The 19,019-nt window shown below is 62.9% G+C and carries 22 protein-coding genes; 10 read left to right on the top strand and 12 right to left on the bottom strand.

Going from position 1 to position 19,019, the window contains the following annotated elements; all coding sequences use genetic code 11:
* Positions 1-85 precede the first annotated feature (85 nt).
* From L8K08_RS27660 to L8K08_RS27645, 4 genes are all read left to right on the top strand, one after another.
* Positions 86-328: an exodeoxyribonuclease VII small subunit gene (locus tag L8K08_RS27660; RefSeq protein ID WP_003176346.1), complete on the top strand. Its 243-nt coding sequence runs from the start codon at positions 86-88 to the stop codon at positions 326-328.
* Positions 325-1,212: a (2E,6E)-farnesyl diphosphate synthase gene (gene ispA / locus L8K08_RS27655; RefSeq protein WP_242201380.1), complete on the top strand. Its 888-nt coding sequence runs from the start codon at positions 325-327 to the stop codon at positions 1,210-1,212. Before L8K08_RS27660 ends, ispA begins: the two co-directional genes overlap by 4 nt.
* 110 nt (positions 1,213-1,322) lie before the next feature.
* Positions 1,323-3,221 (top strand): 1-deoxy-D-xylulose-5-phosphate synthase, encoded by a 1,899-nt coding sequence (gene dxs, locus L8K08_RS27650; RefSeq protein ID WP_242201379.1) that lies wholly within the window; start codon positions 1,323-1,325, stop codon positions 3,219-3,221.
* A 140-nt stretch (positions 3,222-3,361) separates the two neighbouring features.
* A complete protein-coding gene (locus L8K08_RS27645) occupies positions 3,362-5,263 on the top strand; it encodes a TonB-dependent receptor (protein ID WP_242201378.1) in 1,902 nt (633 codons plus the stop codon).
* 90 nt (positions 5,264-5,353) lie between these two features.
* On the opposite strand, the gene L8K08_RS27640 is transcribed toward L8K08_RS27645, so the two are convergent.
* The 11 genes from L8K08_RS27640 to nrdR form a co-directional block, all read right to left on the bottom strand.
* A complete protein-coding gene (locus tag L8K08_RS27640; RefSeq protein WP_242201377.1) occupies positions 5,354-6,154 on the bottom strand; it encodes a cobalamin-binding protein in 801 nt (266 codons plus the stop codon).
* On the bottom strand, positions 6,151-6,570 hold the full coding sequence (locus L8K08_RS27635) for an MFS transporter (protein ID WP_145162608.1): 420 nt from the start codon (positions 6,568-6,570) through the stop codon (positions 6,151-6,153). Before L8K08_RS27635 ends, L8K08_RS27640 begins: the two co-directional genes overlap by 4 nt.
* Positions 6,567-7,184 (bottom strand): GTP cyclohydrolase II, encoded by a 618-nt coding sequence (gene ribA, locus L8K08_RS27630; protein ID WP_017135999.1) that lies wholly within the window; start codon positions 7,182-7,184, stop codon positions 6,567-6,569. The genes L8K08_RS27635 and ribA overlap by 4 nt, the downstream gene beginning before the upstream one ends.
* Before the next feature lie 129 nt (positions 7,185-7,313).
* Positions 7,314-8,039 (bottom strand): transporter substrate-binding domain-containing protein, encoded by a 726-nt coding sequence (locus L8K08_RS27625; RefSeq protein WP_145162611.1) that lies wholly within the window; start codon positions 8,037-8,039, stop codon positions 7,314-7,316.
* Positions 8,040-8,096: 57 nt separating this feature from the next.
* A complete protein-coding gene (gene thiL / locus L8K08_RS27620; protein WP_242201376.1) occupies positions 8,097-9,062 on the bottom strand; it encodes a thiamine-phosphate kinase in 966 nt (321 codons plus the stop codon).
* An 18-nt stretch (positions 9,063-9,080) separates the two neighbouring features.
* Complete coding sequence (nusB, locus tag L8K08_RS27615; RefSeq protein ID WP_017135996.1) at positions 9,081-9,581, bottom strand: transcription antitermination factor NusB; 501 nt, start codon at positions 9,579-9,581, stop codon at positions 9,081-9,083.
* Positions 9,578-10,054, bottom strand: a complete 477-nt coding sequence (gene ribE, locus L8K08_RS27610; protein WP_003194576.1) for a 6,7-dimethyl-8-ribityllumazine synthase — start codon at positions 10,052-10,054, stop codon at positions 9,578-9,580. The genes nusB and ribE overlap by 4 nt, the downstream gene beginning before the upstream one ends.
* A gap of 88 nt (positions 10,055-10,142) precedes the next feature.
* The gene (gene ribBA, locus L8K08_RS27605; RefSeq protein ID WP_242201374.1) at positions 10,143-11,234 is read right to left on the bottom strand and encodes a bifunctional 3,4-dihydroxy-2-butanone-4-phosphate synthase/GTP cyclohydrolase II; all 1,092 of its coding nucleotides are present in this window, start codon (positions 11,232-11,234) and stop codon (positions 10,143-10,145) included.
* 15 nt (positions 11,235-11,249) lie between these two features.
* Positions 11,250-11,912, bottom strand: a complete 663-nt coding sequence (locus L8K08_RS27600; RefSeq protein WP_145162620.1) for a riboflavin synthase — start codon at positions 11,910-11,912, stop codon at positions 11,250-11,252.
* 48 nt (positions 11,913-11,960) lie between these two features.
* Positions 11,961-13,097, bottom strand: a complete 1,137-nt coding sequence (ribD, locus tag L8K08_RS27595; RefSeq protein ID WP_242201348.1) for a bifunctional diaminohydroxyphosphoribosylaminopyrimidine deaminase/5-amino-6-(5-phosphoribosylamino)uracil reductase RibD — start codon at positions 13,095-13,097, stop codon at positions 11,961-11,963.
* Positions 13,094-13,564 carry a transcriptional regulator NrdR gene (gene nrdR / locus L8K08_RS27590; RefSeq protein WP_164487963.1) on the bottom strand — a complete coding sequence of 157 codons (471 nt, stop codon included), beginning with the start codon at positions 13,562-13,564 and terminating at the stop codon, positions 13,094-13,096. Before nrdR ends, ribD begins: the two co-directional genes overlap by 4 nt.
* 139 nt (positions 13,565-13,703) lie before the next feature.
* On the opposite strand from nrdR, the gene L8K08_RS27585 reads away from it, so the two are divergent.
* From L8K08_RS27585 to trxA, 3 genes are all read left to right on the top strand, one after another.
* Complete coding sequence (locus L8K08_RS27585; protein WP_145162626.1) at positions 13,704-14,159, top strand: YbaY family lipoprotein; 456 nt, start codon at positions 13,704-13,706, stop codon at positions 14,157-14,159.
* Positions 14,156-14,812 carry a 50S ribosomal protein L11 methyltransferase gene (locus L8K08_RS27580; RefSeq protein ID WP_242201347.1) on the top strand — a complete coding sequence of 219 codons (657 nt, stop codon included), beginning with the start codon at positions 14,156-14,158 and terminating at the stop codon, positions 14,810-14,812. Before L8K08_RS27585 ends, L8K08_RS27580 begins: the two co-directional genes overlap by 4 nt.
* A 126-nt stretch (positions 14,813-14,938) precedes the next feature.
* Positions 14,939-15,811, top strand: coding sequence for a thioredoxin (gene trxA / locus L8K08_RS27575; RefSeq protein WP_145162632.1), 873 nt, complete (start codon positions 14,939-14,941; stop codon positions 15,809-15,811).
* Here trxA and L8K08_RS27570 read toward each other — a convergent pair.
* Entirely contained in the window at positions 15,808-16,149 is a 342-nt protein-coding gene (locus tag L8K08_RS27570; protein WP_242201345.1) for a hypothetical protein, read from the bottom strand. The two genes, trxA and L8K08_RS27570, sit on opposite strands and share 4 nt — an antisense overlap.
* Before the next feature lie 132 nt (positions 16,150-16,281).
* On the opposite strand from L8K08_RS27570, the gene L8K08_RS27565 reads away from it, so the two are divergent.
* From L8K08_RS27565 to L8K08_RS27555, 3 genes are all read left to right on the top strand, one after another.
* Positions 16,282-16,887 (top strand): DUF2796 domain-containing protein, encoded by a 606-nt coding sequence (locus L8K08_RS27565; protein ID WP_242201343.1) that lies wholly within the window; start codon positions 16,282-16,284, stop codon positions 16,885-16,887.
* 149 nt (positions 16,888-17,036) lie between these two features.
* Positions 17,037-17,747, top strand: a complete 711-nt coding sequence (locus L8K08_RS27560) for an ABC transporter ATP-binding protein (protein ID WP_145162641.1) — start codon at positions 17,037-17,039, stop codon at positions 17,745-17,747.
* Position 17,748: 1 nt separating this feature from the next.
* Positions 17,749-19,014 (top strand): ABC transporter permease, encoded by a 1,266-nt coding sequence (locus L8K08_RS27555; protein WP_242201342.1) that lies wholly within the window; start codon positions 17,749-17,751, stop codon positions 19,012-19,014.
* The last annotated feature ends 5 nt before the right edge of the window (positions 19,015-19,019 follow it).

The raw sequence follows: 19,019 nt of genomic DNA, 5'->3' as shown, positions 1-19,019 counted from the left end.
AGCGACTGAAGCCACCCGCTCATTTGCCCACAATCCCCATGTCTGCTAGTGTCGCGCCGGTTTACCGTCTACCGGAATAGCCGCCATGGCCCGCAAAAAAGTTGCACTCGATTTCGAACAATCCCTCGCTGACCTGCAAACACTGGTCGAGCGTCTGGAGAACGGCGAGTTGTCGCTGGAAGACTCGTTGACGGCGTTCGAGCAAGGCATCGGCCTGACGCGCGACTGCCAGAGCGCGTTGGCGCAGGCGGAGCAGAAGGTCCAGGTTCTGCTGGAACGTGACGGGGAGTTGGCCGAAGAACCTTTCGATGCGGAACAGCCGGAATGATCGACGCGTATCAGGCCAGTAGCCAAGCCCGGGTCAACGCGGCGCTCGAGCCCTTGTTTGTTGCGCCAAGCCCGGAAATGAAGCGTCTCTACGATGCCATGCGCTACAGCGTGATGAATGGCGGCAAGCGTGTGCGCCCGTTGCTGGCGTATGCGGCGTGTGAAGCGCTGGGCGCGCCGGCCGAGCAGGCCAATGGCGCGGCGTGTGCGGTGGAGCTGATTCACGCCTATTCCCTGGTGCATGACGATTTGCCGGCGATGGACGACGACGATTTACGTCGCGGCCAGCCGACCACCCACAAAGCCTTTGACGAAGCCTATGCCATTTTAGCCGGCGATGGCCTGCAGAGCCTGGCGTTCAGCGCCCTGCTCGACCCGCGCTTAAATAGCGTGAACGCAGAAAACAGCCTGCGCATGGTGACCGCCCTCGCCCTGGCCGCAGGCCCGGCCGGTATGGTCGGCGGGCAAGCGATCGACATGGGTTCGGTCAGCCTCAAGCTGGATCAACAGGCCCTGGAACATATGCATCGCCACAAGACCGGCGCGCTGATCGAAGCCGCCGTGCACTTGGGTGCGTTGGCCAGTGGCCGTGCCGACGCTGCGCAATTGGCCGCCCTGCAGACCTATTCCCGGGCTGTCGGCCTGGCGTTTCAGGTGCAGGACGACATTCTCGACGTCGAAAGTGACACCGCTACCCTGGGCAAACGCCAAGGCGCGGATGCCGCACGCGACAAACCGACCTATCCGGCCTTGCTTGGCCTTGAAGCGGCCAAGGCGTATGCCCTGGAACTGCGCGACCAAGCCCTGGATGCCCTGCGACCTTTCGACGCGGCGTCCGAGCCTCTGCGCGACCTGGCGCGGTATATCGTCGAACGCCGCCACTGAGAATTGCGGCCATTGCAGCCGCATATCGGCCAAGTTCGGCGCTCTGCGTGGGCAGTTTGCACCGCTTGAGGTAAACTGCCGCCTCTTCTATACCTATAACGATTCGCCTGATGCCCACGACGTTTCAAGAGATTCCCCGCAAACGCCCGTCCACGCCACTGCTCGACCGTGCTGCCACGCCGGACGGCCTGCGTCGACTGGGTGAAGCCGAGCTGGAAACCCTGGCCGATGAGTTGCGCCTGGAATTGCTCTACACGGTCGGTCAGACCGGTGGGCATTTTGGTGCCGGCCTGGGCGTCATCGAGCTGACCATCGCCCTGCATTACGTGTTCGACACCCCGGACGACCGGCTGGTGTGGGACGTGGGCCACCAGGCGTATCCGCATAAAATCCTTACCGGCCGTCGCGAGCGCATGGGCACCCTGCGCCAGAAGGACGGCCTGGCCGCCTTCCCGCGTCGCGCCGAGAGTGAGTACGACACCTTTGGCGTCGGCCACTCCAGCACCTCTATCAGCGCAGCGCTGGGCATGGCCATTGCCGCCCGCCTGCAAGGCAGCGATCGCAAGGCAATCGCGGTGATCGGTGATGGCGCGTTGACCGCCGGCATGGCCTTCGAAGCCCTGAACCATGCGCCGGAAGTGAACGCCAACATGTTGGTGATCCTCAACGACAACGACATGTCGATTTCGCGCAATGTCGGTGGCCTGTCGAATTACCTGGCAAAAATTCTTTCCAGCCGCACCTATGCCAGCATGCGCGAAGGCAGCAAAAAGGTGCTCTCGCGTCTGCCCGGCGCGTGGGAAATTGCCCGCCGCACCGAAGAATACGCCAAGGGCATGCTGGTGCCCGGCACCCTGTTCGAAGAACTGGGCTGGAACTATATCGGCCCCATCGATGGCCATGACCTGCCAACCCTGATCGCCACGTTGCGCAACATGCGTGACCTCAAGGGCCCGCAGTTCCTGCACATCGTCACCAAGAAAGGCAAAGGCTTCGCCCCGGCCGAAGTTGACCCGATCGGCTACCACGCGATCACCAAACTCGAACCGCTCAACGCCCCCGCCGCCGCGCCGAAAAAGGCCAGCGGGCCCAAGTACTCCGGTGTGTTTGGCGAGTGGCTGTGCGACATGGCCGCGGCCGACTCGCGCCTGGTGGGCATCACTCCGGCGATGAAGGAAGGCTCCGACCTGGTGGCGTTCAGCGAGCGTTTCCCGCTGCGCTATTTCGACGTGGCGATTGCCGAGCAGCACGCCGTGACGTTCGCCGCCGGCATGGCCTGTGAAGGCGCCAAGCCGGTGGTCGCGATCTACTCCACCTTCCTGCAGCGCGGTTATGACCAACTGGTTCACGACGTGGCGGTGCAAAACCTCGACGTGCTGTTTGCCATCGACCGCGCCGGCCTGGTCGGCGAAGACGGCCCGACCCACGCCGGCAGTTTCGATTTGTCCTACTTGCGCTGCATCCCCGGCATGCTGGTGATGACGCCGAGTGATGAGAACGAACTTCGCAAGATGCTCAGCACTGGCCACCTGTACAACGGCCCGGCCGCCGTGCGTTACCCGCGCGGCAATGGCCCGAATGCAGTAATCGAGAAAGACCTGGAGCCGATCGAGATCGGTAAAGGGATTGTGCGGCGCCAGGGCAGCAAGACGGCGTTTCTGGTGTTCGGCGTGCAATTGGCCGAAGCGCTGAAAGTCGCTGAGAAGATCGACGCCACCGTGGTCGACATGCGTTTCGTCAAACCGTTGGACGAAGCCCTGGTACGCGACATTGCCGCTAGCCATGAGCTGCTGGTGACCGTCGAAGAAAACGCCATCATGGGCGGCGCCGGTGCGGCAGTCAGCGAGTTCCTGGCGCGGGAGAACATCCTCAAGTCGGTGCTGCACCTGGGCTTGCCGGATGTGTACGTCGAACACGCCAAGCCGGCGCAGATGCTGGCAGAGTGTGGGCTGGACGAGGCGGGTATCGAAGCGTCGGTGCGCGCGCGCATGGCACTGCTAGGCCTGTAGAAACCGGCTCAAAAAATGTGGGAGCTGGCTTGCCTGCGATAGCATCACCTCGGTTTTACTGACAAACCGAGGTGCCTGCATTGCAGGCAAGCCAGCTCCCACATTGGTTTTGTATTGCTGATAAATGCTATGGACAGCCCATGAACCGTCTTCGCCTTGCCCTGCCCTTGCTGCTGCTCCCCGCCCCCGACCTGCTGGCCGACAGCTTCGAGCGTGACGACGCACTGAAACTCCCCGATGTAGTCATCAGCGCCAACCGCCAGGTCCAGGCGCGCAACGACAGCAGCGCCGCCAACACCGTGTTCACCCGTGATGACATCGACCGCCTGCAACCCACCAGCGTGACCGACCTGCTCAGCCGCGTACCCGGCGTACAAGTGGCACCCACCGGCGGCCGTGGCAGTTTGCCGGGCATCTATATTCGTGGCACCAAATCCGCGCAAAGCCTGGTGCTGGTCGATGGCCAGCGCATCGCCAACACCACCTCCGGCGACAGCGGGCTGCAATACCTGAACGTCGATCAGATTGAACGCGTGGAAGTGCTGCGCGGCTCGCGCTCGGTGATCTACGGCAGTGATGCGATTGGCGGCGTGATCCAGATATTCACTCGGCGTAATGCCGAGCAAGGCCTGCAGCCACGCTTGAAACTGGGGTTTGGCAGCCACCAGACCTGGGAGCGCAGCGTCGGTCTTTCCGGCGGTGATGAACACACGCGTTTCAACCTGGGCGCGAGCCTGGATGACACAGCGGGTATCAACTCAACGCGCGCGTCGTTTCCCAGCGACGGCGACCATGATGCCTATCGCAATCAATCCATCAGCCTCAACCTCAGCCATGCTTTCAGCGACGAACTGGAGGTTGGTTTCAATCTGTTGGATAACCGTGGGAAGTCAGAGTACGACAACAGCTTCGGCCGCTACGACGCGGCTTCCGGGCAAACTGTCGGGCAGAAACCCTACACCGATTACACCGTGAGCAGCGCCAGCGGTTATGTCGACGCCAAGCTCAATGCGCACTGGCAGTCGCGCCTGGAACTGGGCCACAGCGAGAACCTCGATACCAAGCGCGATACGCTCAGCGATGATTTCAGCGTGTTCAATACCTATCGCGACTCGGTCAACTGGCAAAACGACCTGACGCTGAATGACCAGAACAGCTTGATCGTCGGCGGCGACTGGTACGAAGACCGTTTCCACGGTTCAACCACCTTCACCGAAAACAGCCGCTGGAACCGGGCCGCCTTTGTGCAGCATCGCTTCCACGGCGAGTGGTTCTCCACCGAACTGGGCCTGCGCCGCGACCAGAACCAGCAGTTCGGCGGCCAGAACAGCTGGAGCGGCACCCTCACCGTGCCGATCAACCCCGACAATGACGTGCTGCTGAGCTACAGCGAAGGCTTTCGCGCGCCGACCTTCAACGACCTTTATTACCCTGACACGAAGTACAGCAACCCCAACTTGCAGCCCGAAACGTCAAAGAGCTACGAGCTGCAATGGCGCAGCCAACTGAGTGACAGCACGCGCCTGGAAGCCTCGCTGTATCGCACCCAGTTAAGCAACGCGATCATCCTCGACAGCACCGGCAAGCCGCAAAACGTGGCGTCGGCGCGTATCAACGGCTTTGAGGCGGCGCTCAAGCAAGAACTGTGGGGTTGGCAGGGCAACCTGGGCGTCGCATTCGTCGACCCGCGCGACCGCGATACCGGCTACACCCTGGCGCGTCGCGCGCGGCGCACCTTGAGCCTGGACCTGGACCGGCAATTCGACACGTTGGGCGTAGGGGCCAGCTGGCAAGCCATCAGCCGCAGCTATGACGCTGAAGACAACCGCAATCGCCTGGGCGGTTATGCCTTGCTGGGGCTGCGTAGCAGTTGGGCGTTGAACCGGGAAGTGTTGCTGTCGTTGAAGGTCGATAACGTTCTGGACAAGCGCTACGCCCGGGCGATGTACAACTATCAGGACCCGAACTTCCAGAACAATCAGCATTACCGGGAAGAAGGCCGAACCTGGATGGTTGGGGTGACGTGGACGCCGGACATTTGACCAGCGCCTGTCTTTGCGAGCCGGCGCGCTCTACCGCTTGAAGGCAGTCATCGTTCAAATGTGGGGGCGGGCTTGCTCGCGCATGCGGCCTTACCGGCTCGGTGCAATCACCTGACACAACCGCGCCACCGCCTCCACCATCTGCCCGCTGGGCCGCTCGAGGCCTTTGTCCGGCACCAACAGCAAGCGTCCCTGCGCCACGGCGGTCACCTGCGGCCAGGCCTTCCAGGCGTTCAACTGCGGCTGATCCCCGGCCAGAATCACCTCGGGATTGCGCTGCAACACCGACTCGATGCTGACCTGCGGCGCCGGCAGCTGCAGGTCATCGAACACATTGCGCGCGCCGCACACACTCAGCGCGTCGCTGATGATCTGCCCGCCGCCCACGGTGTACAGCGGCTGGTTCCATACCTGATAAAACACCCGCAGCGGCTCGGCACGCTGATAGCGTTGGCGCAGTTCGGCCAGGCGCTGACGCAACTGCGCGGCTAATTGCCGACCGGCGTCGGCGCGGCCCAATTGCTCGGCGATCGCTTGAACCTGGGTGGTCAGTTGTTCGAGGCTATGGGGTTCGGCGACATACACGGGAATATTCAGACGCTGCAATTGCTCACGCTGCGCCGGGCCGACGCTGCCGGGCCACAACAGGATCAGGTCCGGTTTGAGGCTGAGCAGGCGTTCCATGTTCAGTTGTCCGTAATGCCCAACCGACGGCACTTCGGCCAGCACCGCCGGGCGTTCGCCGCCGTCAAGCACGCCCACCAGCAAATCGGCGGCGCCCAGTTCAACCACGATTTCAGAGAGTGAAGGCGCCAGGCTGACGACGCGCTGGACCGCCAGCGCCTGGGCACTGAATGCCAACAGCAGCACCGCCAGCCAGTAGCGCATCATCCCAATTGACGCGGGATGCGGTAGAGGTAAAACAGCACCAGGGTGGACAGCGCCAGCAAAAACAGCGGCACCGCTTCCAGGCCGACAAACACCGCCAACGCGCCGATCCAGGCCGGTAGGGCCGCGACCAGCAAGGCCGTGCGACGACGGGCCGCGAGGGTGATCCAGGCAGCCGGTTCTTCGGCAGTATCGAGGGCTTTGGCGGTGGCGATCAGCGCGTGTTTATAGCCGTTAAAATAACGCAGGCTCAAAAACATCGAGGCCACGCCGGCAATAAAGAACGGCATGGCCAATACGGGAAGCAGGGATTGGGCCTGGCCGAACACCAGGTTGATCACGAACAACGGCAGCAATGCCAGGGCCAGGTACTGCCACCAGTTGAAGGACAGTCGCCGTTTCACCTGGCCACGGGTCACGCGCGGTCGACCTCGCCCTGGTGCTCGTTGCCCATCATGTGGTCGAGCTTGCTGGCTTTGGTCGCCAGGTAGAGCTTGTTGTGCGGGTTTTGCCCGGTGTGCAGCGGCACGCGCTCGGCCACGGTGATGCCCATCTCGGTCAAGGCTTTGACCTTGCGCGGGTTGTTGGTCATCAGGCGCAGGGATTTCACGCCCAGGTGCTCGAGCATCGGCAGGCAGATCGCATAGTCACGCTGGTCAGCGGCAAAGCCCAGGCGTTCGTTGGCTTCGACGGTATCGGCGCCGCCGTCTTGCAGCTCGTAGGCGCGGATCTTGTTCATCAGGCCGATGCCACGGCCTTCCTGGCGCAGGTACAGCAGCACGCCACGGCCTTCGCGGGCGATGGCGCGCATGGCGGCTTCCAGTTGCGAACCGCAGTCACAGCGTTGGCTGAACAATGCGTCGCCGGTCAGGCACTCGGAGTGCACGCGGCCAAGCACCGGCGCGCCGTCGGCGATGTCACCCAGGCTGAGCACGACGTGCTCGCGGCCAGTGGCCTCTTCGAGAAAGCCGTTCATGGTGAACGTGGCAAAAGGGGTAGGCAGCTTGGAAGCGGCGACGAAAACGACGGGCACCGTGTGCTCCTGATTTCAGATTTCACAGAGGGCGCCATTGTAACAGCAGGTTCCTACAGACGCTTAAGCTGAATTATCGCTGATAAAGATCAATCGGTTCGATTGGCCTTCGTCCCGGTTCTATGCAGGTCAGAACGGGTAAGGCTGCTTCCAGTGTCCGAAAATCGGCTTCAGTTCGCCGCTTTTGACCAAAGCCTCCATGCGCTGGTCATACACCGCCATCAAGGCCCGGCCGCGCTCAGTGTCGGCAAAGCCTATGTAAAGCGGCAGCTCGGCGATAGGCGTGAGCCTGAACTGCGAAGGATCGTCCGCCTGACCAAGCACGTACCTGGCTTCGGTGAGCGAGTCGATGTAGAAGTCGGCGCGGCCGTGCTGCAGCATCGGCAGGATGCCGTCTCGGCGTTCGATCTGGTTGAAGTGACGCAGGTTGGGCAAGTACTCCTCGTACTTGTAGCCGCGTACCCAGGCCAGGCGGTAATTGCCCAGCGTGGCGAGGCTTGGCGTCGGCGTCGTTGCCAGCCCGAGGGCGTAGATGTGGTCCGAGTCGAAATTCCAGTGCGGGTACAACACGCCGCTGGCTTCATCGCGATAGGCACCGACCCAGCCATCCACCTCGCCGCGCTGGGCCAGGCCGACCGAGCGGGTATAGGGCTCGCTGCGGGCTTGCAGGGTGATGCCGGCGGGCTCGAAGATTTGGCGCAATACGTCCCAGGCCAGGCCGCTGCCATCTTTGTTGGTGTAGTCGTTCCATTCCTCACTGGCCAGCGTGATCTTGCCGGGGACCGGGCCTTCATCTGCTTGGACCAGCGAGGCAAGTGCACACAGCACCACCAGCAGCCAACGGCGTACATCCATAACGACACAACCCCACACACCGTAATATCCGTATAGAGGGTAGCGCAGGTCGCTGGCTTACGGTGTTTCGTGAAAATGCTGATAGCCACGCACGGCCGGTGTGATGTCTTGCCCAGTGGCATCGAGCAAGGTGACGCCCTGCCCGGCCTCGACCCGACCGATCACGTGGATCGGCCAACCAGCAGCCTGCAACGGCGCCAGCTCGGCCGGCGGCAACGTGAACGCCAATACGTAGTCGTCGCCCCCGCTCAGGGCCGCCACGCGCGCCTGGTCATCACCTAGAAACGCCAGCAAGGCCGCAGACAACGGCAATTGCTGACGCTCAATCACCAGGCTGACAGCCGACGCCTTGGCGATATGCCCGCAATCGGCCAACAACCCGTCGGAGATATCCATGGCCGATGTGGCCTTTGCCCGCAGCGCCAGGCCCAACGCCAGTTGCGGTTGTGGCGACCAGTAGTGCGCCAGCAGCGGCTCGGCGACAGCGGCGTCTGCCGTGCGTTGGCCCAGTACCAGCGGCAACGCACCGGCAGCATTGCCCAGCTCACCGCCTACACACAGCAAGTCACCCGGTTGCGCACCGCTGCGCGTCAACGCCTGCCCAGCCGGCACACGGCCAAACACGGTCAGGGTCAGGCTCAGCGGCCCGCGCGTGGTGTCGCCGCCCACCAGGCCGACGCCGCAGCTTTGCGCCATGGCGTTCAAACCCTGGGCATAGCGTTGCAGCCAATCGGCATCGACCGTCGGCGTTGTCAGGGCAAGGGTAAAGGCAAGCGGATGGGCGCCCATGGCGGCCAAGTCGCTCACTGCCACGGCCAGCGAGCGCTGGCCGAGCAGGAACGGGTCACACGGGTCGGCAAAATGCACGCCGGCCACCAAGGTATCGGTGGAGATTGCCAGCTGCTCCCCGGCGGGGAGCGCCAGCAAGGCGCAGTCGTCGCCGATCCCAAGGGCAATGCCTTCGCCGCCCTGCGCACAGGGCGCGGCGGCGAAGTAGTTGCGGATCAGCTCGAACTCACCCATTGGGAAGGTCAGCGCGACTTAGCGCTTGTGTTCCTTCACTTCGGCTTCACGCAGGCGCGGGGCCAGCTTGTCGAGCACGCCGTTGACGAACTTGTGGCCGTCGGTCGAACCGTAGACTTTGGCCAGCTCGATCCCTTCGTTGATCACTACGCGGTACGGCACGTCAACGCGCTTGAGCAGTTCCCAGGTGGACAGGCGCATTACGCACAGTTCAACCGGGTCCAGCTCTTCGATCGTCAGGTCCAGGCAAGGCGCCAGCGCCGTGTCGATCTCGGTCAGGTTGGCATGCACACCGTGCAGGATGTCGTGGAAGTAGCTCTGGTCGGCAAACGTGAAGTCGTTATCGACGCGGAACTGCGCTTCGATTTCGTTCAGCGAAGCGCCGGCCATCAGACGCTGGTACAGCGCCTGAGTCGCGAGTTGACGCGCTTTACGGCGCTTCTCGCTTTTGGACGGCTTGCCGGCATCCGCAGGGCGCGGATCTTGGGGGTTGAACTGATCGCTCTCGTCGGAAATCACTTGGCCTCCAACTGCGACAGCAGGCTGACCATTTCCAGCGCGGACAGGGCAGCTTCAGCGCCTTTGTTACCGGCCTTGGTGCCGGAACGCTCGATGGCTTGCTCGATGGAATCTACGGTCAGCACGCCGAAAGCGACAGGCACGCCGAACTCCATGGACACTTGGGCCAGGCCCTTGGTGCATTCGCCGGCCACGTATTCGAAATGCGGGGTGCCGCCACGAATGACCGCGCCTAGGGCGATGATCGCCGCGTATTCACCCTGCTGAGCAACTTTTTGCGCAACCAGTGGAATTTCGAAGGCGCCAGGGGCACGGATGAGAGTGATATCGCTCTCGCTCACACCGTGGCGAACCAGGGCGTCAACGGCACCGCTTACCAAGCTTTCAACCACGAAGCTGTTGAAGCGGCCAACCACCAGGGCATAGCGGCCTTTGGGGGCGATGAAGGTACCTTCGATGGTCTTCAGGGTCATTCGACAAATCTCTTAAAGAGCCGGGACGCGAAAAGTGCGTCCCTCAGTGATGATTTAACCGCGAACAAGGGGCAAAAAACGCCGGCCTTTATTCGGAGGGCACGTATTCTACAACTTCCAGGTCGAAACCGGATATCGCATTAAATTTCATTGGCGCGCTCATCAGGCGCATTTTGCGTACGCCCAGGTCACGAAGGATCTGCGAACCCGCACCGACGATGCTGTAGGTGGTCGGTTTTTTCACCGGCACGTGGTCGGCGGTTTCGCGGATATGCGCCAGCAATACATCGCCGTCCAACGGGTGGCCGAGCAACAGCACCACACCGCTGCCTGCCTCGGAGACCGCAGCCATGGCGGCGCGCAGGCTCCAGCGGCCGGGCTGCTTGACCATCAGCAGGTCGCGCAGCGGGTCCATGTTGTGCACACGCACCAGGGTCGGTTCTTCGGCGCAAATGTTCCCCAGCGTCAGGGCCATGTGCACGTCACCTTCCACTGAATCACGGTAGGTCACCAAATTGAATTGGCCCAGTTCGCTGTCCAGTGGCTGCTCGGCAATCCGCTGAACGGTACGTTCATGGATCATGCGGTAATGAATCAGGTCGGCAATCGTGCCGATCTTGAGGTTGTGTTCAGCCGCAAACGCTTCAAGTTCAGTGCGACGAGCCATGGTGCCGTCGTCGTTCATCACTTCGCAGATCACCCCGCTCGGCTCGAAACCGGCCATGCGCGCCAGGTCGCAGGCGGCTTCGGTGTGGCCGGCACGCGCGAGGGTGCCGCCTGGCTGGGCCATCAGCGGGAAGATGTGGCCGGGGCTGACGATGTCTTCGGCCTTGGCGTCTTTGGCGGCGGCGGCTTGCACGGTGCGCGCGCGGTCGGCCGCAGAAATACCGGTGGTCACGCCGGTGGTCGCTTCAATCGATACGGTGAACTTGGTGCCGAAACCCGACCCGTTGCGCGGCGCCATCAAGGGCAGCTTGAGCAACTCGCAGCGTTCGCGGCTCATAGGCATGCAGATCAGTCCACGCGCGTGCTTGGCCATGAAGTTGATGTGCTCAGCCTTGCAGGCCTCGGCGGCCATGATGATGTCGCCTTCGTTTTCACGGTCTTCGTCATCCATCAGGATGACCATCTTGCCTTGGCGGATGTCTTCAACCAGTTCTTCGATGCTATTGAGCGCCACGCGGCACCCCCTTGGTCAGGATTTAAGGTAGCCGTTAGCGGCTAAAAAACTTTCAGTGATGTTCCCGGCAGTAGGCTCTGCGGCCTTATCGCCCAACAGCAGGCGCTCCAGGTAACGGGCAAGCAAGTCGACTTCCAGATTCACCCGGCGACCTGGCTGGTACGAGGCCATGATGGTTTCGCTCAGGGTGTGGGGAATGATGGTCAGTTCAAATTCGGCGCCATTCACGGCGTTCACGGTCAGGCTGGTGCCGTCGACGGTGATCGAGCCTTTGTGGGCGATGTACTTGGCCAGCTCTTTGGGTGCGCGGATGCGAAATTCCACGGCCCGCGCGTTTTCGCTGCGGGACACCACTTCGCCGACGCCATCGACATGGCCGCTGACCAGGTGGCCGCCCAGGCGCGTGGTCGGGGTCAGGGCTTTTTCCAGGTTGACCGGGCTGCCGGCCTTGAGGTCGTTCATCGCGGTGCAGTCCAGGGTTTCCCGGCTGACGTCGGCGGCAAAGCCGTTGCCAGGCAGCTCGATGACGGTCAGGCACACGCCGCTGACGGCGATGCTGTCGCCCAGCTTGACGTCGCCCAGGTCCAGCTTGCCGGTTTCAACCAGCAGGCGGATGTCGCCGCCTTTGGGAGTCATTGCACGGATGCTGCCGATGGATTCGATAATGCCGGTGAACATTTCGTTCTCCTGAAAACGAGGGGCTGTCGCTCAAGCGCGGGCCGGGAATTATACGCTCGCTGCTGGCATAGGGATGGCAGTGACTCGCCAGTCGTCGCCTACAGCGCGCATGTCAGTGATCTTGAGTGGGGGGGCATCGGCCAGTTTCTCAAGCGGCCAGTCCAGCAGAGGCCGGGCGGCGGAGCCGAGGAACTTGCCGGCGACGAATATCACGTACTCGTCCACCAGCCCTTGCTGGGCGAACGCACCGGCCAGGCTCGGGCCGGCTTCCACCAGCACGTCGTTGACGCCACGGGCGGCCAGGGCCACCAGGGCCGAGCGCAGGTCAACCTGACCGTCAACGCCCGGCACCACCAGGCATTCGGGGCCACGGGGGAACTGGTTTTCCGCGGTCACGCAGGTGATGACCAACGCCGGGCCGGCCTTGAAAAACGGCGCATTGAGCGGCACCCGCAGGCGCCCGTCGATCAACACGCGCAACGGCGGGCGTGACATCGCAAGTGCGGTGGTTTCATCGTCCAGGCCCAACTCGGCGGCGCGTACCGTCAGACGCGCGCCATCGGCCAGCACCGTGTCGGCGCCGGTCAGCACCACACTGGCCTCGGCACGCAGGCGCTGTACGGAGGCGCGGGCGGCCGGGCCGGTGATCCATTGGCTTTCGCCGCTGGCCATCGCGGTGCGGCCGTCCAGGCTCATCGCCAGCTTGACCCGCACAAACGGCAGGCCGTGCTCCATGCGCTTGAGGAAGCCCGGGTTCAGCGCGCGCGCTTCGCTTTCCAGCACGCCGCTGCGGGTTTCGATACCGGCTTGCGCCAAGCGCTGCATGCCACGCCCGGCCACTTCCGGGTTCGGGTCCTGCATCCCGGCCACCACGCGCGCCACACCGGCAGTCACCAGTGCATCGGCACACGGCGGCGTGCGCCCGTGGTGGCTGCACGGCTCCAGGGTTACGTACACCGTGGCGCCACGCGCCTTGGCACCGGCAGCGCGCAGGGCATTCGGTTCGGCATGCGGTGCGCCGGTGCGCTCGTGCCAGCCTTCGCCGACAATCTGCCCGTCACGCACAATCACGCAGCCCACACGCGGGTTGGGGTGGGTGGTGTACACGCCCTTGCGCGCCAATTCGAGGGCGCGGGCCATGTAATGGGCGTCGAGGACAGCTTGTTCGGCAGACGGAGGGTTCATTTTTTGGCAGGCTCACGGGCCAGGCGGTCGATTTCTTCGCGGAACTCGTTGAGGTCCTGGAAGCGTCGATACACCGAGGCGAAACGGATATAGGCGACTTCGTCGAGCTTTTGCAGCTCGCCCATCACCAGCTCTCCAACCACCAGGCTCTTGACCTCGCGCTCGCCGGTCGCACGCAGCTTGTGCTTGATATGCACCAGCGCCGCCTCCAGCCGCTCGACACTCACCGGGCGTTTTTCCAGGGCGCGCTGCATACCGGCGCGCAGTTTGTCTTCGTCGAAAGGCTGGCGGCTGCCGTCGGACTTGATCAGACGTGGCAATACCAGTTCGGCGGTTTCGAAGGTGGTGAAACGTTCACCGCAGCCAGAGGCCAGGCATTCGCGCCGGCGACGTACTTGATCGCCCTCGGCGACCAGACGCGAGTCAATGACCTTGGTGTCGTTGGCACCGCAGAAGGGACAGTGCATGGTGGCAGGCAACAAAAAAAGGGAGGGCCATGGTAGCGCATCCCTGTGGCAAGACAAGCCATAGCCTTTACGGTATATAGGCAGGCTTATATGTTTCTTTATTTTAAAGCCACGGATTTTGCCCTTTCTGGAGCCGTACATGCAGTTACGACCACTTGTTTTACTCGCCCTGTTCAGTTTTCTGGTCGCCTGCAGCAGCGAAGCCCCCAAGCCTTCGGCGCCTCAACCGACGCCCGCCCAAGAGAAAAAAGTGCCCGGCATTGAAGACCTCGGCCCGTTGCCGGCTTACCAGCGCGAAATCAACGGCACCCTCAACGGCGTGCCGGCCAACGCCGAAGTCGAACTGGCCCTGCTGGTGATTGACGAGCGCAACCGCCCGCAACAGCTGCTCGCCAGCAGCGTGTTGACCGGCAATGGCAAGCCCCTGGCGTTCCGCCTGCGTTTTAACCCGGAAGCCTTCCCGGCCGGTGCGCGGGTTGAATTGCGCGGTCGCGCCAGCCAGTCCGGCCAGTTGATCCTGCACCTGCCCGCCGTGCGCATCACCCAGGCAATTACCCAGGCCACCGGCCCGCTGCAACTCGTCCCGGCGCCATGACGCCACCGCTGGACCTGCAACGCGCCCTGAGCGAGCTGATCGGCGACGCGCAACTGGTGCCCTGCCCGCTGCCGGGCACCGAGCTGTCGTTGTGGCTGCTGGACGCGGACAATATGGACCGCGCCTTCAGCCCCGTAGAAACCCGGCGCATCCTGCATGAGCCGCCCTATTGGAGTTTCTGCTGGGCCAGCGGTCTGGCGCTGGCGCGCTACCTGGCGGCGCACCCCGAGTGGGTTGCCGGCAAGCGCGTGCTGGATTTTGGCGCAGGCTCTGGCGTGGCCGGGATTGCCGCCGTCAAGGCGGGCGCGCTGGAAGTGGTCGCGTGTGATTTAGACCCGCTGGCGTTGGCATCCTGCAGGGCGAATGCCGAACTCAACGGTGTGACCCTAGGTTATTCAGCCGACTTTTTCGCCGAAGCCGATCGCTTCGACCTGATCCTGGTGGCCGACGTGCTTTACGACCGCGCCAACCTGCCGCTGCTCGACCATTTCCTGACGCGCGGCCGTGAAGCACTGGTAGCAGATTCGCGCGTGCGCGACTTCCAGCACCCGGCTTATCAACGCCTGGAAATCCTTGAGGCACTGACCCTGCCAGACCTGGCCGAGCCTTGGGAGTTTCGCAAGGTGAGCCTGTACCATTCGCGGCGCGCTTGAGGCCATCGCGGGCACGCCCGCTCCCACAAGGGAACGCGGTCAAGTGTGGGAGCGGCTTGCCCGCGATAGCGATCTGGACTCCATCACCTTATAGTTGCCCCATTCCCGCTTTATTCGAGACGCCCCATGAGTGAGCCCACGCCGTACATCTTCGACGTCACCACCGCCAACTTCGACCAGGCAGTGATCCAGAACTCCTTCGAGAAACCCGTGCTGGTGGATTTCTGGGCGGAGTGGTGCGCGCCGTGCAAAGCGTTGATGCCAATGCTGGCGAAAATTGCCGAGAGTTATCAGGGTGAGTTGCTGCTGGCCAAGGTCGATTGCGAGGCTGAGCAGGATATCGTCGCGCGTTTTGGCATTCAGAGCCTGCCCACCGTGGTGCTGTTCAAGGACGGCCAGCCGGTGGACGGGTTTGCCGGCGCGCAGCCGGAGTCGGCGGTGCGCGCAATGCTGGAGCCGCACGTGCAGATGCCACCACCGGCGGCGGCTGATCCGCTGGAGCAGGCCCAGGCGCTGTTTGCCGAAGGCCGCATCAGCGATGCCGAAGCGGTCCTGGTGACGATGCTGGGCGAAGACAACACCAACGCCGGAGCGCTGATCCTGTACGCGCGCTGCCTGGCCGAGCGCGGTGAACTGGGCGAAGCCCAGGCCGTGCTCGACGCCGTGAAAAGCGATGACCACAAAGCCGCCCTCGCCGGCGCCAAGGCGCAAATCACCTTCCTGCGCCAGGCCGCCGAGCTGCCGGACGCCGCCGACTTGAAAAGCCGTCTGGCGCAAAACCCGCAGGATGATGAGGCGGCCTATCAGCTGGCGATTCAGCAGCTGGCACGTCAGCAATACGACGCGGCGCTGGAAGGCTTGCTCAAGCTGTTTATCCGCAACCGCAGCTACAGCGAAGGCTTGCCGCACAAGACCTTGCTGCAGGTGTTTGAACTGCTCGGCAATGACCACCCGCTGGTCACCGCGTACCGCCGCAAGTTGTTTGCTGCGCTGTACTAATCGCCGATCCAGCTGTACAGCGGCGTATCCCCGCCGCTGGTCACTTTCACCTTGGCGTTATGGCGCAAGCGCACCAGCAGACGCTTGCCTGATGCGGCGTCACCGGCCAAGCCTTCCAGCTGATCGAGCAGTTCCAGCCCGTTGAGTTGCCCGGCCTTGCGCAACAGGTCTTGGGCGTTCTGCCACAGATCATCATTGTGTTTGACCGGCGCGGCAGCGGACGCGCTCGGTGTAGGCGCGGCCTGCAACTGGGCGCCCAAGCGCGCCCAATCGCCGTCGTCCAGCTCCAGGGTCAAGTCCACCGGCACGTCGCCGACCGTTCCACGAATTCGCAACATCGTCCCTACTCCTGCACTTTTTTCTGACGGGCATGCTCCCACGCGGCTTGCGCAACGCCAAGCGGGCGGTCAAACTCTGTCACTATTGTTATAAGATCACATAACAAAACTTTCATGTTCTGGAGCCTTCTCATGCGCCGTCTGCTGCTTGCTTTGCCGTTTGCCCTGCTGCCACTGGCAGTTGCCCATGCTCACGATGATCACGAACATGAGCACGGCAGCCTCGGCGCCCACGAGCATGGCGTCGGCCGTCTCAATGCGGTACTCGACGGTCAGGCGCTTGAGCTGGAATTTGACAGCCCGGCCATGAACCTCGTGGGTTTTGAACACCAGGCCAGCACGCCGGCCGACAAAGCCAAAGTCGCTGCAGTGCGCAAACAGCTGGAAAACCCGTTGGCCCTGTTCAACCTGCCCAAGCCGGCCGGTTGTGTGATCAGCACCCAGGAACTCAACAGCCCGTTGTTCGGCGACAAGCCTGAAGCCGATCATGATGACGACGACGATGACCACGCCACCGACGGCAAAGGCGCAGCCGCCCACGAACATCATCATGACCACAGTGAAATCCACGCCCACTACCAGTTCACCTGCGCCACGCCGACGGCCTTGAGCAACCTCGACCTGACCCAGGTGTTCAAGACCTTCCCCGCCACTCAGAAGATTCAGGTACAACTGATCGGCCCAAGCGGCCAGCAAGGTGTGGAAGCAACGGCCACCGCAGCCACCCTGAAGTTCTGATTTGAAACACGGTCAATGTGGGAGTTGGCTTGCCTGCGATAGCGGTATAACAGACACATCCATATTGAATGTGCCGCCGTCATCGCAGGCAAGCCAGCTCCCACATTGGATCGGCGCCACGCTCCACAACCAGGCGATATTGATTTCACATGACCCAAGCACTGATCGAACTGTCTGACCTGGGCTTCAACTGGCCCGGTCACCCACAGTTGCTGGACATCCCAGCGTTTAGCCTGCAAGCCGGCGAAACCCTGTTTCTCAAAGGCCCGAGCGGCAGCGGCAAAACCACGCTGCTCGGCCTGCTCGGCGGCGTGCAGAAACCCAGCCGGGGCAGCATCCGCCTGCTCGGCCAGGAGCTGACCGAACTCTCGGCCGGCGCCCGCGACCGCTTTCGCGTGGACCACACCGGCTACATCTTCCAGCAATTCAACCTGCTGCCGTTTCTGTCGGTGCGCGAGAACGTCGAGCTGCCTTGCCACTTTTCCAAGCTGCGCGCGCAACGCGCGGTTCAGCGCCACGGCAGCGTCGACCAGGCCGCCGCGACCTTACTCGCGCATTTGGGCCTCAACGACAACAACCTGCTTGAGCGCCGCGCCGACTCACTGTCTATCGGCCAACAACAACGCGTCGCCGCCGCCCGCGCGCTGATCGGCCAACCGGAACTGGTGATCGCCGACGAGCCCACCTCGGCGCTGGACTACGACGCCCGCGAGGCTTTCATTCAGTTGCTGTTCGCCGAATGCCGCGACGCTGGCGCCAGCTTGCTGTTTGTCAGCCATGACCAGAGCCTCGCGCCGCTGTTCGACCGCCACCTGTCGCTGGCCGAACTCAATCGCGCCGCCACGCCCGCAGAGGTTTGAGATGTATTTGTTTCGTCTAGCCATGGCCAGCCTGGCTAACCGCCGCTTTACCGCGATCCTCACCGCCTTTGCCATCGCGCTGTCAGTCTGTTTGTTGCTCGCGGTGGAGCGCGTGCGGGTTGAGGCGCGCAACAGTTTTGCCAGTACCATCAGCGGCACCGACCTGATCGTCGGCGCGCGTTCGGGCTCGGTCAACTTGCTGCTGTACTCGGTGTTCCGTATCGGCAACGCCACCAACAACATCCGTTGGGACAGCTACGAGCACTTCGCCGCCAGCCCGCAGGTGAAATGGGCGATCCCGATTTCCCTCGGCGACTCGCACCGCGGCTATCGGGTGATGGGCACCAACCAATCCTACTTCGAGCACTACCAGTACGGCCGCAAACAGAACCTCGAACTGGCCAGCGGCCGCGCCTTTGCCACCGACCCGTTTGAAGTGGTGCTCGGCGCCGAAGTCGCCGAGGCGCTGCATTACAAGCTGGGCGACAAGCTGGTGCTGGCCCATGGTGTCGCGGTGGTCAGCCTGGTCAAACACGATGACAAACCGTTCACCGTGGTCGGCATTTTGAAACGTACCGGCACGCCGGTGGACCGCACGCTGCACATCAGCCTCGGTGGCATGGAAGCCATTCACATCGACTGGCACAACGGCGTGCCGGCCCAGGGCAAAGGCCGCATCAGCGCCAATCAGGCGCGCAACATGGACCTCACGCCACAGGCCATCACCGCGTTCATGCTCGGCCTGAACAACAAGATTTCCACCTTCGCCCTGCAGCGCGAAATCAATGAATTTCGCGGCGAGCCGATGCTGGCGATATTGCCAGGCGTGGCCCTGCAAGAGTTGTGGAGCATGATGGGCACCGCCGAAAAAGCGCTGTTCGTGATCTCGCTGTTCGTGGTGCTGACCGGTTTGATCGGCATGCTCACGGCGATCCTCACCAGCCTCAACGAGCGCCGCCGCGAAATGGCCATTTTGCGCTCGGTGGGCGCGCGGCCGTGGCATATCGCAACGCTGCTGATCTTTGAAGCCTTCGCCCTGGCGCTGTCTGGCGTGGTGGCGGGCGTTGGTCTGCTGTACCTGTGCATCGCCGCCTCGCGCGGGTATTTGCAGGCCAATTACGGGCTGGACCTGCCGATGTCATGGCCGAGCGAATATGAATGGACCTTGCTCGCCGGCATTCTCGCCGCGGCGCTGTTGATGGGCAGCGTGCCCGCGTGGCGCGCCTATCGACAATCACTGGCCGATGGCCTGTCCATACGTTTATGAGGAAG

Source organism: Pseudomonas sp. TREG-RG-20F-10-E-6-01, from assembly GCF_022662455.1.
Taxonomy (GTDB): domain Bacteria; phylum Pseudomonadota; class Gammaproteobacteria; order Pseudomonadales; family Pseudomonadaceae; genus Aquipseudomonas.
Note: the sequence above shows the minus strand (reverse complement) of the source record. Positions and strands in the feature narration are given on the sequence as shown.

What these genes read in the sequence shown, in the direction of transcription:
- ispA (WP_242201380.1), top strand. Translation starts at nt 325, where the DNA reads ATGATCGACGCGTATCAGGCCAGTAGCCAAGCCCGGGTCAACGCGGCG.
- L8K08_RS27640 (WP_242201377.1), bottom strand. Translation starts at nt 6,154, where the DNA reads ATGATGCGCTACTGGCTGGCGGTGCTGCTGTTGGCATTCAGTGCCCAG.
- L8K08_RS27600 (WP_145162620.1), bottom strand. Translation starts at nt 11,912, where the DNA reads ATGTTCACCGGCATTATCGAATCCATCGGCAGCATCCGTGCAATGACT.
- thiL (WP_242201376.1), bottom strand. Translation starts at nt 9,062, where the DNA reads ATGGGTGAGTTCGAGCTGATCCGCAACTACTTCGCCGCCGCGCCCTGT.
- trxA (WP_145162632.1), top strand. Translation starts at nt 14,939, where the DNA reads ATGAGTGAGCCCACGCCGTACATCTTCGACGTCACCACCGCCAACTTC.
- ribD (WP_242201348.1), bottom strand. Translation starts at nt 13,097, where the DNA reads ATGAACCCTCCGTCTGCCGAACAAGCTGTCCTCGACGCCCATTACATG.
- L8K08_RS27660 (WP_003176346.1), top strand. Translation starts at nt 86, where the DNA reads ATGGCCCGCAAAAAAGTTGCACTCGATTTCGAACAATCCCTCGCTGAC.
- L8K08_RS27645 (WP_242201378.1), top strand. Translation starts at nt 3,362, where the DNA reads ATGAACCGTCTTCGCCTTGCCCTGCCCTTGCTGCTGCTCCCCGCCCCC.
- L8K08_RS27565 (WP_242201343.1), top strand. Translation starts at nt 16,282, where the DNA reads ATGCGCCGTCTGCTGCTTGCTTTGCCGTTTGCCCTGCTGCCACTGGCA.
- L8K08_RS27585 (WP_145162626.1), top strand. Translation starts at nt 13,704, where the DNA reads ATGCAGTTACGACCACTTGTTTTACTCGCCCTGTTCAGTTTTCTGGTC.
- L8K08_RS27560 (WP_145162641.1), top strand. Translation starts at nt 17,037, where the DNA reads ATGACCCAAGCACTGATCGAACTGTCTGACCTGGGCTTCAACTGGCCC.
- ribE (WP_003194576.1), bottom strand. Translation starts at nt 10,054, where the DNA reads ATGACCCTGAAGACCATCGAAGGTACCTTCATCGCCCCCAAAGGCCGC.
- dxs (WP_242201379.1), top strand. Translation starts at nt 1,323, where the DNA reads ATGCCCACGACGTTTCAAGAGATTCCCCGCAAACGCCCGTCCACGCCA.
- L8K08_RS27625 (WP_145162611.1), bottom strand. Translation starts at nt 8,039, where the DNA reads ATGGATGTACGCCGTTGGCTGCTGGTGGTGCTGTGTGCACTTGCCTCG.
- L8K08_RS27580 (WP_242201347.1), top strand. Translation starts at nt 14,156, where the DNA reads ATGACGCCACCGCTGGACCTGCAACGCGCCCTGAGCGAGCTGATCGGC.
- L8K08_RS27555 (WP_242201342.1), top strand. Translation starts at nt 17,749, where the DNA reads ATGTATTTGTTTCGTCTAGCCATGGCCAGCCTGGCTAACCGCCGCTTT.
- nrdR (WP_164487963.1), bottom strand. Translation starts at nt 13,564, where the DNA reads ATGCACTGTCCCTTCTGCGGTGCCAACGACACCAAGGTCATTGACTCG.
- L8K08_RS27570 (WP_242201345.1), bottom strand. Translation starts at nt 16,149, where the DNA reads ATGTTGCGAATTCGTGGAACGGTCGGCGACGTGCCGGTGGACTTGACC.